Origin of the sequence: Pectobacterium sp. IFB5596, from assembly GCF_021432585.1 — a bacterium.
GTDB classification, from domain to species: Bacteria; Pseudomonadota; Gammaproteobacteria; order Enterobacterales; family Enterobacteriaceae; genus Pectobacterium; species Pectobacterium punjabense.
Genome location: NZ_LXFY01000002.1, coordinates 10,148 through 24,757, shown reverse-complemented (window position 1 = coordinate 24,757; position 14,610 = coordinate 10,148). Strand labels below are relative to the sequence as shown.

9 protein-coding genes are annotated in these 14,610 nt (G+C 52.6%); 8 read left to right on the top strand and 1 reads right to left on the bottom strand.

The window, feature by feature from the left end; genetic code table 11:
• The first annotated feature begins 5 nt into the window (after nt 1–5).
• The 3 genes from garL to A6301_RS04315 all read left to right on the top strand — a co-directional run bounded on the left by garL (nt 6) and on the right by A6301_RS04315 (nt 3,073).
• Complete coding sequence (gene garL / locus A6301_RS04325; protein WP_011095077.1) at nt 6–776, top strand: 2-dehydro-3-deoxyglucarate aldolase; 771 nt, start codon at nt 6–8, stop codon at nt 774–776.
• Nucleotides 777–836: 60 nt separating this feature from the next.
• On the top strand, nt 837–1,751 hold the full coding sequence (garR, locus tag A6301_RS04320; protein WP_370642172.1) for a 2-hydroxy-3-oxopropionate reductase: 915 nt from the start codon (nt 837–839) through the stop codon (nt 1,749–1,751).
• Nucleotides 1,752–1,927: 176 nt separating this feature from the next.
• A complete protein-coding gene (locus A6301_RS04315; protein ID WP_205540164.1) occupies nt 1,928–3,073 on the top strand; it encodes a glycerate kinase in 1,146 nt (381 codons plus the stop codon).
• Between the two features lie 365 nt (nt 3,074–3,438).
• On the opposite strand, the gene barA is transcribed toward A6301_RS04315, so the two are convergent.
• Complete coding sequence (barA, locus tag A6301_RS04310) at nt 3,439–6,234, bottom strand: two-component sensor histidine kinase BarA (RefSeq protein ID WP_234257195.1); 2,796 nt, start codon at nt 6,232–6,234, stop codon at nt 3,439–3,441.
• A 109-nt stretch (nt 6,235–6,343) separates the two neighbouring features.
• Between barA and rlmD the strand changes: the two genes are divergently transcribed.
• The 5 genes from rlmD to eno all read left to right on the top strand — a co-directional run bounded on the left by rlmD (nt 6,344) and on the right by eno (nt 14,514).
• A complete protein-coding gene (gene rlmD / locus A6301_RS04305; protein ID WP_234257194.1) occupies nt 6,344–7,693 on the top strand; it encodes a 23S rRNA (uracil(1939)-C(5))-methyltransferase RlmD in 1,350 nt (449 codons plus the stop codon).
• Between the two features lie 53 nt (nt 7,694–7,746).
• Nucleotides 7,747–9,984, top strand: coding sequence for a GTP diphosphokinase (gene relA / locus A6301_RS04300; RefSeq protein WP_107170042.1), 2,238 nt, complete (start codon nt 7,747–7,749; stop codon nt 9,982–9,984).
• Between the two features lie 459 nt (nt 9,985–10,443).
• Nucleotides 10,444–11,256: a nucleoside triphosphate pyrophosphohydrolase gene (gene mazG, locus A6301_RS04295; RefSeq protein WP_107170043.1), complete on the top strand. Its 813-nt coding sequence runs from the start codon at nt 10,444–10,446 to the stop codon at nt 11,254–11,256.
• A gap of 226 nt (nt 11,257–11,482) precedes the next feature.
• Complete coding sequence (gene pyrG, locus A6301_RS04290) at nt 11,483–13,120, top strand: glutamine hydrolyzing CTP synthase (RefSeq protein ID WP_107170044.1); 1,638 nt, start codon at nt 11,483–11,485, stop codon at nt 13,118–13,120.
• A gap of 98 nt (nt 13,121–13,218) precedes the next feature.
• Nucleotides 13,219–14,514 (top strand): phosphopyruvate hydratase, encoded by a 1,296-nt coding sequence (gene eno, locus A6301_RS04285; RefSeq protein ID WP_107170045.1) that lies wholly within the window; start codon nt 13,219–13,221, stop codon nt 14,512–14,514.
• Nucleotides 14,515–14,610: the final 96 nt, after the last annotated feature.

Sequence of the window (14,610 nt, the reverse complement as noted above, 5' to 3'; positions counted from 1 at the left end):
AAAAAATGAAGACTCCGCTGTTACCTAACCGTTTTCGCCAAGATTTGCAGCAGGGGAAAACGCTGATTGGCTGCTGGTGCGCGCTAGGCAATCCGATTTCAACTGAAGTGCTGGGGCTGGCGGGATTCGACTGGCTCGTGCTGGATGGAGAGCACGCGCCTAATGATATCGTGACGTTTATTCCCCAGTTAATGGCGCTGAAAGGTAGTCACAGCGCGCCCGTTGTCCGCCCGCCATGTAATGAGCCAATCATCATCAAACGGCTGCTGGATATTGGGTTCAATAACTTCCTGATCCCCTTCGTAGAAACGGCGGAAGAAGCCGCGCGTGCGGTGGCCTCCACCCGTTATCCGCCAGCGGGGATTCGCGGTGTTTCCGTGGCGCATCGTAGCAACAGCTATGGCACTGAACCGGACTATTTCGCCAAGATTAACGACAACATTACCGTCGTGGTGCAAATCGAAAGTCAGGATGGCCTGGACAATCTGGATGCGATCATCGCGGTAGATGGCGTAGACGGCGTATTTGTTGGCCCGAGCGATCTGTCTGCGGCGCTGGGCTATCTCGGTCAGCCTAACCATCCCGATGTGCAGAAGGCGATCCGCCACATCTTCGATCGCGCAGCAGCACATAACAAACCGTGCGGTATTCTGGCACCGGTTGAAGCCGATGCGCGTCGCTATCTGGAATGGGGCGCAAGCTTCGTCGCGGTAGGCAGCGATCTGGGCGTATTCCGCAGTGCAACACAGGCGCTGAGCGACAAATACAAGAAGTGATTCAGTCATTCCGTAGCGAATCGAATCTGCCATGAGGCGGGTTCATCATGAATTGAAGTGATATCTACATCAGACAATGAGGTTAGGGCGATGAAAATTGGTTTTATTGGATTGGGCATAATGGGAAAACCGATGAGTAAAAATCTGCTGAAAGCAGGTTACTCATTAGTCGTGATGGATAGAAATCTGGACGCAGTTGCGGAAGTCGTGGCAGCAGGTGCAACGGCGGCTGAAACGCCGAAACAGGTTGCGGAGCAGAGCGACGTTATCATCACCATGTTGCCTAACTCTCCACACGTTAAAGAGGTGGTGCTGGGCGAAAATGGCGTCATCGACGGTGCGCGTGCCGGAAGCATTGTGGTGGATATGAGTTCCATCGCACCGCTTGCTAGCCGTGAAATCGCTACCGCGCTGGCGGTGAAAGAAATCGCTATGCTGGATGCCCCGGTTAGCGGCGGTGAACCCAAAGCGATCGACGGCACGCTGTCCGTGATGGTTGGCGGTGACAAGGCGCAGTTTGACCTCTGCTTTGAAATTCTGAAATCAATGGCAGGTTCCGTTGTACATACCGGCGATATCGGTGCGGGCAACGTCACCAAACTAGCGAACCAGGTCATTGTGGCATTGAACATTGCCGCCATGTCTGAAGCGCTGGTGCTGGCGACGAAAGCGGGTGTTAACCCCGATCTGGTTTATCAGGCGATTCGCGGTGGGTTAGCGGGCAGCACGGTGTTGGATGCGAAAGCACCGATGGTGATGGATCGCAACTTCAAGCCGGGGTTCCGTATCGATCTGCATATCAAAGATCTGGCTAATGCATTGGATACCTCACACGGCGTTGGTGCACAGTTACCGTTAACGGCGGCGGTGATGGAAATGATGCAGGCGCTGAAAGCGGACGATCTGGGATCGGCTGACCACAGTGCGCTGGCGTGCTATTACGAGAAACTGGCTAAAGTAGAAGTTACGCGATAAGCCGTGAAGCGATAGTCAGTCGGCTGGCATAAGGTGCCAGCCAACTGACAGATAAGCATTCTGATCTACCCAAGAGATTTCAGGATCTCTGCCCTGAAAACTGATGGGTATAAGCGCTATTTCATGAGCGCGCGGATTATTGATGCAATCGGAACGTTGATGAAATCGGATCGTTTATGAAAATAGTGATCGCACCGGATTCTTATAAAGAAAGCCTGTCTGCACAAGAGGTTGCTACGCAGATTGAAAAGGGATTTCGTGAAATATTTCCCGATGCCTGCTATGTCAAATTGCCCGTTGCAGATGGTGGAGAAGGCACGGTTGAAGCCATGGTTGCTGCGACCGATGGCAAGATTGTTAATGTTAAGGTGACAGGACCGTTAGGCGATAATATTGACGCGTTCTTTGGCCTGTCTGGCGATGAGAAAACGGCGTTTATTGAAATGGCGGCGGCAAGTGGCCTAGAGCGCGTACCTTCGCAACGGCGTAATCCGTTAAAGACCACGAGCTATGGTACAGGCGAGTTAATTCGCTGCGCGTTGGACCACGGCGTCCAGCATTGCATCATCGGGATTGGCGGGAGCGCAACCAATGACGGCGGGTCGGGCATGGTACAGGCGCTGGGCGCGAAACTGCTGGATAAGCAGGGTGAGCAGATTGGTTTTGGTGGTGGTGAACTCGACAAACTTGCCCGGATTGATATCAGCAAGCTGGATCAGCGTATCAAAGGCTGCCGTTTTGAAGTGGCCTGCGATGTGACCAACCCGTTGACGGGAAAACAGGGTGCATCAGCGATTTTTGGTCCCCAGAAAGGTGCAACGCCGGAGATGATCGAACAGTTGGATAATGCGTTGAAGCATTATGCCAAAGTGATCCGTCACGATCTGGATATGGACGTGGAACAGGTTCCTGGAGCGGGTGCCGCAGGGGGGATGGGCGCGGCGTTACAGGCCTTTTGCGGCGCTGAGCTTCGTCAGGGAATAGAGATTGTCACGGAAGCGCTGGGACTGGACGAACTGGTTCGAGATGCCACGTTGGTGATTACTGGGGAAGGGCGCATCGATAGCCAGACGATCCATGGCAAAGTACCGATTGGCGTGGCACGCGTCGCCAAGCAGTACAATAAACCGGTGATTGGCATTGCAGGTAGCCTAACGGCAGATGTTGCCGTGGTGCATGATCATGGTCTGGATGCCGTATTCAGTGTGCTTTACAACATCTGCTCACTCGAAGAGGCGCTGGATAATGCGGCAGAAAATGTGCGAATGACGGCGCGTAATATCGCCGCCACGATCCGACTAGCGCAGTCCGTGTCGCGATAATGAGATGACGCCCCATTAAAATGCTTGACCGGCAACACGGTTACTCAAACGCCGCTCGCCCCGTGACCCCAGGCTTTCGGCGGAAATTATGCCGCTAACGCGGTATCTTCGTCGATATCCGGCTTAACGGACCGCTTGCGACACGTTTACTCGCCCCATAAATGGGGCTCGCCCTTCGGGCCAGCACGAGTGCTGTTCAAAAACGTCTCTGACGTTTTTGTCCGACGTGGCGCAAGCTTTCGCCGCGTCCTGCGGCTCATCCGAAGCCCGCTATCTCCTCAGCATAATTTTTTACGCCGTATAACAGCAAAGCGCACGAAACTGTCTCCGCAGCCACATAAAATGTGGCGAAGCGGGAAGATTGATTACGAATGCATGGGATTGATATGCGGCTGGGCGGCTTTGTTGACATTGTCGATCTCGTCCAGTAGCTCCAGCCATTCGGGTTCCAGATCGCTGGCGTGAACGCCTTTACGCAGTTGTTGTTCCAGATAGCGACAGATGCGCTTCAGACGTGGGACGCCGCTGTAGCTGCAACTGCCGTGCAGTTTATGAACCAGTTCAATAATGTCGTCATCCGTCTGACCGTTCAGTACGTTCTCGATCTTTCGTCGTACTTCCGGTAGGAAATCCAGCAGCATTTGTAACAGGTCACGCGCCAGCTCCGGCTTGTTAGCGGCCTGTTGCTGTGCCAATGCCCAGTCAAGTGACAGTTGGCTATCATCGTGCTCGTTCAGCAGACGTGTAATATCGCTTCGATCGCGCTTCAACGGATCTTTTCGGGCATGACGTGTCAGCACGCTTTTCAGCATTTGCTCGTCTATCGGTTTAGCCAGATAGTCATCCATACCTGAGCGCAATAGATGATCGCGTTCACCCGTCATGGTCTGCGCAGTCACCGCGATAATGGGCGTCGTAGCATGATGAGGGATCTGGCGGATCAGTTCGCTGGCGCAAATACCGTCCATGCCCGGCATCTGAATATCCATGAGGATAATATCGAGCTGATGTATTTGCGCCTGTGCAATCGCATCTGTTCCGCTTTCGCACAGGATAATCGTATCGACCTGTTCTTCCAGCAGTGTGCCGATCAGTTTCAGATTTGCGGGGTTGTCATCTACCGCCATCACGCTCAGCGGCAGACGAGCTGGGTGGCGTAGTGCATTCTGGTGCGCTGCGGTGTCGCTCGGCAGGAAAGAGAGCTGGAACAGCGTGCTGTCCTGTAGTAGTGGCAACAGGCGTGATGAGGCAAGCGGCTTGCTCAGACACGCATGTACGCCGAAAGTTTTCAACTGCTCGGCATCCATTTGCGCCAGACTGGGTAGTGCCAGAATGACGCAAGGCGCACGGCGGCAGATATCGCGCAGTCTGGGGGTATAGTCGAGCAGCGTATTGCGATATTGCACAGGAATACCGAGCAGTAGGATATCAAACTCCCCCTCCGGCAATTGCTCAAACGTTGGACTGTAGCTCACCATCAACGGCGTCTGGCTCAGGATGTCCAGCGTGGCCTGTGCGGCGATAGGATGGTACTCCACGTAGGCCAGATGTTTACCTTGCAGCATCGTATAGGCCGGTTCGGTTGGTATGGCGTGGGGATTGAGCGGCAGCGTGATGTGGAACCAGAAGGTCGAGCCTTTGTTGAGCTGGCTTTGGAAACTGATATCGCCGCCCATTTCTTTGACCAGACGCTGAGTGATGACCAACCCAAGCCCTGTGCCGCCATGACGACGTGAAATACTGGTGTCAGCCTGACGGAAAGCCTGAAACAGCTGCGATTGCTGCAATTCGGCGATACCGATGCCAGTATCGCGTATTTGCACCTCTAGCTGAATTTGATGATGCTCCTGCCGCCGCTTCTCTACGCGAATATCAATGTTGCCCTGTTCGGTAAATTTAATCGCATTGCCCAGCAGGTTAGTGATGATCTGCTGTATCCGTAGCGGATCGCCGACATACTGTTCAGGAACGTCATTCTGAATGCTGAGCGTCAGCTCTAACCCTTTTTCATGTGCCGTATGTGCCAGCAACATCACAACGTCGTCTAGCGTGCTGTGCAGGGAGAATGGAATATCCTCCAGCACCAACTTTCCGGCCTCCAGCTTAGAGAAATCCAGTACATCGTTAATAATATTTAGCAGGTTATTGGCAGATCGCTCGATAGTCAGCAAATAGTCGGTCTGGGTGGTGTTCAGTGGGGTTTTCAATGTCTGGCGGGTGAAACCGATCACGCCATTCAGTGGCGTTCTCAGTTCATGTGACATATTCGCCAAAAACTCGGACTTGATGCGTGCGGCTTCCTGTGCCCGCTTTTTGGCGAGATCCAGTTCAACGTTTTGGATCTCCATCTGCTCCAGTGTCTCTCGCAGATCGTAGGTCGCCTGATCGATGTTTTGCTGCATTTCTTCGTGGTAGGCGGTCAGCGACATCGCCATTGAGTTAATGCCATTTTTCAGCATATCTAGCTCGCCGAGCATGTAGCCTTCCACCCGACTATCCAACTGCCCGCGGCGAATACGATCGACGGTATCCACCATATTACGGATTGGCGTGGTGACATCGCGCATCAGACGATAGGCAAAGACAACGGCTGCACCCAACGATAACAGCAGTAGGAGCGCGGCGATAAAGATTTCCTGATACTGCTGAAGCCGAATGGTACTGGTATCCAGCTCAATGACCAGATAGCCGAGAGGTGTCGCTGTACCAGGGAATAGGGGGGCTCCCCCTCCAGGCATGAATTCGCTGTCGTTAACTATCGGCATGTGCAGAATCAGCGCATCACTCGTGTGGTGCAGATGCAGCTTATTGTACGAAAGCGCATCGCTGCTGAGCGGCTGCAACGCCACATTATTGCGTACATTAGTGGTGGCTAGTAGCTGATTACGGGCATCGAATACGCTAATGGTACGAATAATCGCGGAGTGGCGGCGATGAAGTGTATTGATTAACGCAGGAATTGTGTCCATCTGGCGATGGGTAATGGCATAGGCGCTGATGGTTGCCAGTGGTTCGATGATGCTGGTGCCTGAATCGGCCAACTGCGACTGCAACTGATTGTAACGATGGATAACGAAGAACGAGCTGAGCAACAGCCCGATCATCAGCGTCGGTGCCAAAATCAGTATCAACATCCGTGCACGAAGACTGTATTTGGTCATGAGGTTCCAATGTGGGAGAATTAGAGGATGCTGGGTACCCTAATGTTTATTGGGTACTGCGTTTATCTGTTACAGCCGTTCAACTCAAGAGAAAAATCGATAGTACATTATGGCGCAATTCTACTCTCCAAACCGGCGTGTGACGACCCGGAAAGCAGTTCCAGCGAAAAACCTTACTGTCACGGTGGCGTCACTTGATCCATTTGGGCAGGGCGTGGCGCGTCACGAAGGCAAGACGGTTTTTGTTACAGGTGTGCTGCCGGGAGAGCAGGCCGAGGTGCAATTGACGGAAGAGAAGCGTCAGTTTTCGCATGCAAAACTTAAACGCCTGTTGACGCTTAGCCCGCAGCGCGTTGAGCCTCAGTGCCCTCATTTTACCCGCTGTGGCGGCTGTCAACAGCAGCATGCAGAAATTACGTTGCAACAGAGCAGCAAAACGGCGGCATTGATGCGCATGATGACGCGGGAAACGGGCGTTGAGCTGCCTGCGGCATCTCTGATTGCTGGCACACCTTATGCCTATCGGAGGCGTGCGCGGCTTGCGTTATACTTTCAGGCAAAAGAGCAACGATTGTTGATGGGCTATCGGCAGGCAAATTCTCACGATCTGGTGGATATCAAAGCCTGTCCGGTATTGCGTCCCGAGCTTGAAGTACTGCTACAACCGCTGCGCGAATGTTTGAGTCGACTAAAAGCGGTAAAGCGTCTTGGGCATGCAGAACTGGTGCAAGCGGAGAACGGTCCGCTGCTGGTGCTGAGGCATCTTGATCCGCTGCATCCATCGGATGAGCAGGCGTTACGTGATTTTGCCCAGCAGCAGAGTGTCTCGGTTTATCTGGCATCGGATGCCGATTCGTTGACGTGTCTACACGGTGAAGAACCGGTCTATCACGTCGCCGGGCTGACGTTGGCATTTAGCCCGCGTGATTTTATTCAGGTCAATGATGCGGTTAACCAGCAGATGATCACGCAGGCGCTAACGTGGCTGGATGTGCAACCGCAGGATAGAATATTGGATCTGTTTTGCGGCATGGGCAATTTCACGCTGCCGCTGGCACAGCGTGCTGCCAGCGTTGTCGGTGTGGAAGGGGTTACCGCGTTAGTCGAGAAAGGGCGCGAGAATGCCCGACGCAATGCGCTGTCGAATGTCACATTTTTTCACCAAAATCTTGAGGATGACGTCACGCAGCAGCCGTGGGCGGCTCAGGGTTTTGATAAGATATTACTTGATCCGGCACGTGCGGGCGCAGCAGGCGTGATGGAGCAGATAACCAGACTGGCACCGAAACGGGTGGTGTATGTTTCCTGTAACGCCACGACGCTAGCACGCGACAGCAAAGTATTACTCGCCGCCGGTTACCGGCTAGCGAATGTCGCGATGTTGGATATGTTTCCACATACCGGACACCTTGAATCGATGGCACTGTTTTTGCACGATTCCGGCACGCGGAAGGCTTAATAAACAGAAGCACAGCGTCGTTTGCAAGGTGAAGGGTAACGTAGGGAGAAATTATGGTTGCGGTAAGAAGTGCGCATTTGAATACGGCAGGTGAATTTGTCCCTGACGCGTGGATTGCTTCACTGGGCATTGCCAGTCAGCAATCGTGTGAACGTTTAGCCGAAACCTGGCGTTACTGTGAACAGCAAACGCAAGATCACGCCGATGCCTCGTTATTGCTGTGGCGTGGCATCGAAATGGTGGAAATCCTGTCCACACTCAGCATGGACAATGACAGCATGCGCGCGGCGCTGCTCTTTCCGCTGGCAGATGCGAACGTGGTCGATGAACCGACGCTGGAAGCCGCGTTTGGGAAAAACATCGTTGATTTGGTGCATGGCGTGCGCGATATGGATGCAATCCGCCAGCTCAAAGCGACGCAGAATGATTCGGGCGCGTCTGAGCAGGTTGATAACATCCGCCGCATGCTGCTGGCGATGGTGGAAGATTTCCGCTGCGTGGTGATCAAGCTCGCCGAGCGGATTGCACACCTGCGAGAAGTGAAAGATGCCCCGGAAGAAGAACGGGTATTGGCGGCCAAAGAGTGTACTAATATCTACGCGCCGCTGGCTAACCGCTTGGGCATCGGCCAACTGAAATGGGAGCTGGAGGATTTCTGCTTCCGCTACCTGCATCCTGATGAATATAAAAAAATCGCCAAACTGTTGCACGAGCGGCGCATCGATCGTGCGCAGTACATTGATGATTTTGTCAAAACGCTGCGCGATGCGATGAAAGAAGAGGGCGTGCAGGCAGAGATCTACGGCCGTCCCAAGCATATCTACAGCATCTGGCGCAAGATGCAGAAAAAAGCACTGTCGTTCGATGAACTGTTCGATGTGCGTGCGGTACGCATTGTTGTCGAGCGTTTGCAGGATTGCTACGGCGCGCTCGGTATCGTGCATACGCACTATCGTCATCTGCCGGATGAGTTTGACGACTACGTTGCTAACCCCAAACCGAATGGCTATCAATCCATCCACACCGTGGTGTTAGGGCCGGGCGGGAAGACGCTCGAAATCCAGATTCGCACGCGTCAGATGCATGAAGACGCTGAACTGGGCGTCGCAGCACACTGGAAATACAAAGAAGGCACCTCCGTGGGTGGGCGTTCTGGCTATGAAGGCCGTATTGCCTGGCTGCGTAAACTGCTTGCCTGGCAGGAAGAGATGGCCGACTCGAATGACGTGCTGGACGAAGTCCGTAGTCAGGTGTTCGACGATCGCGTCTATGTCTTTACGCCAAAAGGTGATGTGGTCGATCTTCCCGCCGGTTCCACGCCGCTGGACTTCGCTTATCACATCCACAGTGATATCGGGCATCGCTGCATCGGGGCGAAAATCAGCGGACGGATTGTGCCGTTTACCTACCAACTGCAAATGGGCGATCAAATTGAAGTTATCACCCAGAAGCAGCCTAACCCAAGCCGTGACTGGCTGAATCCGAATCTGGGGTATATCACCACCAGCCGCGGACGATCCAAGATCCAGAACTGGTTCCGTAAGCAAGATCGCGACAAGAACATTCTGGCAGGTCGACAGATTCTGGATGACGAGCTGGCGCATTTGGGAGTGAGCCTGAAAGCGGCGGAAAAACTGCTGCTACCGCGCTACAACGTGAATTCGCTGGATGAATTACTGGCCGCGATTGGCGGCGGTGATGTTCGTCTGAACCAAATGGTGAATTTCCTGCAATCGCAGTTAAAACAGCCGAGTGCGGAAGAACTGGATCGTGAAGCCCTGCGCCAGCTGACGCAAAAAACGCATCAGCCGCCAGCGCGCAGCAATAACAAAGACAATGGCCGTGTAGTCGTTGAAGGTGTTGGCAATCTGATGCATCACATTGCCCGCTGCTGCCAGCCAATTCCGGGTGATGAAATCACCGGATTTATCACACGCGGACGGGGAATTTCGATTCACCGCGCTGACTGTGAACAGTTGGACGAACTGCGAGCCAGCTCGCCGGAGCGGATTGTGGATGCGGTATGGGGTGAAAGTTACTCCAGCGGCTATTCGCTAGTGGTGAGGGTAATTGCTAACGATCGCAGCGGTCTGCTACGAGATATCACCACGATTCTGGCGAATGAGAAAGTCAATGTACTGGGCGTCGCCAGCCGTAGCGACACCAAGCAGCAGTTGGCGACGATTGATATGGATATTGAAATCTACAACCTGCAAGTGCTGGGCCGCATTCTGGCGAAGCTCAACCAACTACCGGATGTGATTGATGCACGGCGCCAGCAGGGGGCGTAAATGATGGTTTCACCATCAGCCAGCTGAAAACCTTGTGCGAGCGTGGTGAAAAGTTTCGTGCGTGGTTAGCAATATTGTTCTTTGTGGCACCATTGCCACGCCCGACTGAGGGATGCTCAGGTGCCGCATCCCTCAGAACCCTGGCTTTTGGCGAGAATTGTGCCGCGTTGCGGTTCCTTCGATGTACATGTCCGCTGTCGAGCCACCTGTGACGCGTTTACTCGCCCATAAATGGGGCTCGCCCTTCGGGCCAGCACAAGTGCTGTTCAAAAACGTTTTTGACGTTTTTGTCCGACGCGGCACAGGCTTTCGCCGCATCCATGCGGCTCACTCGGCGGCCATGTGCATCTCAGCACAATTTTTTACGCCGTTGAAATGAAAATAGTGATGTCTTTGCGCTTTTAGTACAAGTTAGCTGCCGTATTTTGCTATTTTTAAACAAATTTTTTCAGGAACATTATGACTGTATCTTTGACGAATTTACCTTCCATTGAGCGTCTGCTCGCCATCATGAAAACCCTCCGCGATCCCGAAAATGGCTGTCCGTGGGACAAGAAACAGACTTTTGATACCATCGCGCCTTATACGCTGGAAGAAACGTATGAGGTGCTGGATGCCATCAGTCGTCAGGATTTTGATGATTTGCGCGGTGAGTTAGGCGATTTGCTGTTTCAGGTGGTGTTTTACGCGCAGATGGCGCAGGAAAAAGGATTGTTCGATTTTTCCGACGTGTGTAACGCCATCAGCGACAAGCTAGAGCGCCGGCATCCGCATATTTTCGGCGAACTGACGCTGACGGATAGCGATGCTGTGTTGGCAAACTGGGAACAAACCAAAGCGCAGGAGCGCGCGGAGAAAGATCGTCATTCGCCGTTGGATGATATTCCTGATGCGTTGCCTGCCTTGATGAAAGCGCAAAAAATTCAGCAGCGTTGTGCGTCTGTTGGCTTCGATTGGGACAGTCTGGGACCGGTGCTCGATAAAGTGTATGAAGAGATCGATGAGGTGATGTTTGAGGCGCGGCAAGCCGTTGTCGATGAAGAAAAATTGGGTGAAGAGATTGGTGATTTATTGTTCGCTACGGTTAATCTCTCTCGTCATCTGGGACACAAGGCCGAGAATGCGTTACAGGCTGCCAATCGCAAGTTTACTCGTCGTTTTCGTGAGGTAGAACAAATCGTTACCGCATCGGGAAAAACGCTGGAACAGGCGACGTTAGATGAAATGGAAGCCGCGTGGCAGCAGGTGAAAAAACAAGAAACCGGCCATTGATCCGTTTTTAACCGTAAAACCGTTTTTTGGCGATTTTATTGTTTTTATTTATCTGTTTTTAAAGGTAATTGTAGGTTGGGGTGAATGTGGTTTCACCTCGTCTGCGAGTGTGTTGGAATCGCCACATTGTGTAAAACGAACATTTGTGGCGTTCATCAGGTTCAGGTATACTACTTTCCCGTCTTGGTACTTCCATCGTCTTTAAACCTAAACTCTCAGGTTCAGCATGACAACTAATTATATTTTTGTGACCGGCGGGGTCGTTTCCTCTCTGGGTAAAGGCATTGCCGCAGCCTCTCTGGCGGCTATTCTTGAAGCCCGTGGCCTCAACGTTACCATCATGAAACTGGACCCGTACATCAACGTGGATCCGGGCACGATGAGCCCGACGCAGCACGGTGAAGTGTTTGTCACCGAAGACGGTGCCGAAACCGATCTGGACTTGGGTCACTACGAGCGTTTCATCCGCACCAAAATGTCGCGCCGCAACAACTTCACCACTGGCCGTATCTACTCTGATGTCCTGCGCAAAGAGCGCCGCGGCGACTATCTGGGTGCGACCATCCAGGTGATCCCACATATCACCAATGCAATTAAAGAGCGCATCATTGAAGGTGGCGAAGGTCACGATGTTGTTCTGGTAGAAATCGGCGGTACTGTCGGTGATATCGAATCTTTGCCGTTCCTTGAAGCGATTCGGCAGATGGCGGTACAAGTGGGCCGCGAACACACGCTGTTTATGCACCTGACGCTGGTGCCGTATCTGGCGGCGGCGGGTGAAGTGAAAACCAAGCCAACGCAGCACTCCGTTAAAGAACTGCTTTCTATCGGTATTCAGCCTGACGTGTTGATTTGCCGTTCCGACCGCACCGTGCCTGCCAACGAGCGTGCAAAAATTGCTTTATTCTGTAATGTGCCGGAAAAAGCAGTAATCTCCCTTAAAGACATTGATTCAATTTATAAAATCCCGTCGCTATTGAAATCGCAGGGGCTGGACGATTATATTTGTAAACGATTCAGCTTGGACTGTCCCGAGGCAAACCTGTCAGAATGGGAACAGGTTGTGTACGAAGAAGCCAATCCGGGCGGCGAAGTCACTATCGGTATGGTCGGCAAATATGTTGCGCTGCCGGATGCCTACAAGTCTGTGATTGAAGCACTGAAACACGGTGGTTTGAAGAATCGCCTGACGGTGAACATCAAGTTGATCGACTCACAGGATGTTGAAACCCGTGGTGTCGAAGTATTGAAAGATTTGGACGCTATCCTGATTCCTGGCGGCTTCGGCTATCGTGGCGTCGAAGGGAAAATCATGTCGGCGAATTATGCCCGTGAGAACAACATCCCTTATCTGGGCATTTGCCTGGGGATGCAGGTCGCATTAATGGAATTTGCCCGTAACGTTGTTGGGATGGAAGGGGCAAACTCAACAGAGTTTGTGCCAGACTGTAAGTACCCTGTCGTTGCGTTGATCACGGAATGGCGTGATGAGAACGGCAATGTTGAAGTCCGTGATGAAGCCAGCGATTTGGGCGGCACCATGCGTGTTGGCGGGCAGCAATGCCACCTGACCGAAGGTAGTCTGGTGCGTCAGATGTACGGTGAACAAACGATTATCGAACGTCACCGCCATCGTTATGAAGTTAACAACATGCTGTTGAAACAGATTGAAGCGGCGGGATTACGGGTTGCTGGTCTTTCCGCCGACCGCAAACTGGTGGAGATTATCGAGTTACCCGATCATCCTTGGTTCGTTGCCTGTCAATTCCACCCGGAATTCACATCAACGCCGCGAGATGGACATCCCCTGTTTGCCGGCTTTGTCAAAGCCGCTGGCGCGTACCAGAAGCGTCAGGTGAAGTAAGAGTTATATCAGCAACGCGCGATCGCTATCGCGCGTTGTTCGTCTAGGGTTTTAGTTCTATCTAAAGTTTTAGTTTAACTTGTACTGAGGAAAATCTAATGTCCAAAATTGTTAAAGTCATCGGCCGTGAAATCATCGACTCACGCGGAAACCCAACTGTTGAAGCTGAAGTTCATCTGGAAGGTGGTTTTGTAGGTCTGGCTGCTGCGCCATCAGGGGCTTCTACTGGCTCTCGCGAAGCGCTGGAACTGCGTGACGGTGACAAATCCCGTTTTCTGGGCAAAGGCGTAACGAAAGCCGTTGCTGCGGTTAACGGCCCGATTGCTCAGGCTGTATTGGGTAAAGACGCGAAAGATCAGGCGAACATCGACAAGATCATGATCGACCTGGACGGTACTGAGAACAAATCCAAGTTCGGTGCTAACGCCATTCTGGCTGTGTCTCTGGCTGCCGCTAAAGCTGCTGCCGCGTCAAAAGGCCTGCCGCTGTATGCTCACATCGCTGAACTGAACGGCACCCCAGGTAAATATTCTATGCCTCTGCCAATGATGAACATCATCAACGGTGGCGAGCACGCGGATAACAACGTTGATATCCAAGAGTTCATGATTCAGCCTGTTGGCGCAAAAACGCTGAAAGAAGCCATCCGTATGGGTTCTGAAGTGTTCCACACTCTGGCTAAAGTTCTGAAATCCAAAGGGATGGGTACGGCTGTTGGTGACGAAGGTGGCTATGCGCCAAACCTGGGTTCCAACGCCGAAGCGCTGGCCGTTATCGCTGAAGCGGTAAAAGCAGCAGGCTACGAGCTGGGCAAAGACATCACGCTGGCGATGGACTGTGCAGCGTCTGAATTCTACAAAGACGGTAAATACGTTCTGGCTGGCGAAGGCAACAAAGCGTTCACCTCTGAAGAATTCACCCACTTCCTGGAAGATCTGACCAAACAGTACCCAATCGTGTCCATCGAAGACGGTCTGGACGAATCTGACTGGGCTGGCTTCGCTTACCAGACTAAAGTTCTGGGCGACAAAATCCAGCTGGTTGGTGACGATCTGTTCGTAACCAACACCAAGATCCTGAAAGAAGGTATCGAGAAAGGCATCGCTAACTCTATCCTGATCAAATTCAACCAGATCGGTTCTCTGACCGAAACGCTGGCTGCAATTAAAATGGCGAAAGACGCAGGCTACACGGCTGTTATCTCTCACCGTTCAGGCGAAACTGAAGATGCAACCATCGCTGACCTGGCAGTAGGTACCGCAGCAGGCCAGATCAAAACCGGTTCTATGAGCCGTTCTGATCGCGTTGCTAAATACAACCAGCTGATTCGTATCGAAGAAGCACTGGGTGATTCTGCGCCGTTCAACGGCCTGAAAGAAGTTAAAGGCCAGTAATTACGTCTCTGGGGTAATTAGGTTGCCGCGAAGGCATCCTGATACGTACCAACGTAATTAACGATAAAAATCCAGAAGCGTGAAAGCGTTTCTGGA